This window comes from Vibrio sp. OPT46 (assembly GCF_015163535.1).
Taxonomy (GTDB): Bacteria; Pseudomonadota; Gammaproteobacteria; order Enterobacterales; family Vibrionaceae; genus Vibrio; species Vibrio alginolyticus.
The window spans coordinates 1-767 of the sequence record NZ_JADDYG010000008.1; the positions used below are offsets into that span (position 1 = coordinate 1).

1 protein-coding gene is annotated in these 767 nt (G+C 42.0%); it reads left to right on the forward strand.

What is annotated here, in order from left to right:
• Nucleotides 1–539, forward strand: a 539-nt coding sequence (locus tag IQR33_RS01285; protein ID WP_193843448.1) for a DUF3103 family protein, incomplete at its 5' end; no start/stop codon positions are given.
• Nucleotides 540–767 lie beyond the last annotated feature (228 nt).

Below are 767 nucleotides of genomic sequence, written 5' to 3' on the forward strand. Positions count from 1 at the left end.
GCGAAGCGGCTCCAATTCAAACCACGCAGTTGAAAAAGATCCGTCTAGCCGATGACAAAGAACCTTGGATCTCTGGCAAGGCAGAAATCTACGCTATCGTAACGGGCGTCAATCCAAGTCGTGATGAACCTACTCTCGATTTGGTGGAGCTTCCATACTTAGACTACGATAACCAAGATTACTATCCAAATCAGATCATTATTCACTGGTCTCGTTACCGCTGGGGTGCGGCAGACATTGTGCTCATGGAGCAAGATGACGGCACAGACTATAAACAATTGGCAAAACTCCTTGTTCAAGTTGCCGAAGAAGTATTGAAAGCGATTCCAGATCCAGAAGTTCAGGCTTACGCGATTATTCCGCAAATCACGAACAAGATCATCGACACTATCCCCGATGGTGTACTCACGAATGATGATGACTTCGTCGACGTTTACTACACTCTAATGCAAGATACTTCATACGTAGATCACCCAGGTGCAGGTGTGAATGCAGTCGTCACACTAGAACCACTAACGATTAACCCAACTCGTCCGTAACCTGTTCAATTTTAATGAGTCGTTGTAATCACATCGGCTCATTTTTCCCACTTCATCACAAAAAAACAGCCTACAAAGAAAATTTTCCTTACCTGACTTTACTGTATAAAGAAACAGTATATACTGTTCTCTTATACAGTATTGTTCAGTTATACAGGTAAATAAAATGCTGGCTCATCTAAGTGTTAATAATTTTGCGATTGTTAAGTCTTTACAACTCGAGCTTTC